The sequence below is a fragment of the Achromobacter sp. Marseille-Q0513 genome (assembly GCF_018195695.1).
In the GTDB taxonomy this organism is placed as follows: Bacteria; Pseudomonadota; Gammaproteobacteria; order Burkholderiales; family Burkholderiaceae_B; genus Achromobacter.
In genome coordinates, this window is sequence record NZ_JAGTJY010000379.1 from 1 (window position 1) to 544 (window position 544).

General features: G+C 65.1%; 1 protein-coding gene. It reads right to left on the minus strand.

The window, feature by feature from the left end; translation table 11 throughout:
* Positions 1-357 precede the first annotated feature (357 nt).
* Positions 358-544 (minus strand): ATP-binding protein (locus KDH83_RS30760; RefSeq protein WP_212322842.1); only part of this gene is annotated, 187 nt, incomplete at its 5' end.

A 544-nucleotide genomic window follows, 5' to 3' on the forward strand; every position in this document is an offset into this window, starting at 1 on the left:
GGTCGGGGCCATGGCCATCAGCACGGCCTGGGTCAGGGCCGCGACGGGCAGCGCCATCTTGACCGCGTTGCGCAGGGAAGCACGCATCTCTGTTGAGTCCTTTGAATGTGAGAATGAAGGTGAGCGCCAACGCGAATCCGGATGAAGCCACGAATCGCGAGAGCGGGCGCATTCTGTAGACCGCCCTTCATTCGACAAACCATTCTCAAGAGAGCCTGAATCTCCGAGCGCCGGCAGGTCCGAACCCGTGCGCCGCATCTCGCCTCGCATCTCGCCTCGCATCTCGCCTCGCATCTCACCCAGCCGCGCCAATGCCGGCATGGCCCCGTCGATAAAAAAAAGCGCCGTCAGGGCGCCTTATTCCAACCGGACCGCCACGCCTTGCGCGGCTTCGCCGGGTTCTGGGGGATCCTCGTTTTCAAGCGCGCCGCCGCGCGGCAACAGCGGCATGGTCAGGATGAAGGTGCTGCCCTGGCTCGGCCGCGATTTCACCATCACTTCCGCGCCATGCCCCTTGGCCACGGCGGCCACGATGGCCAGGCCC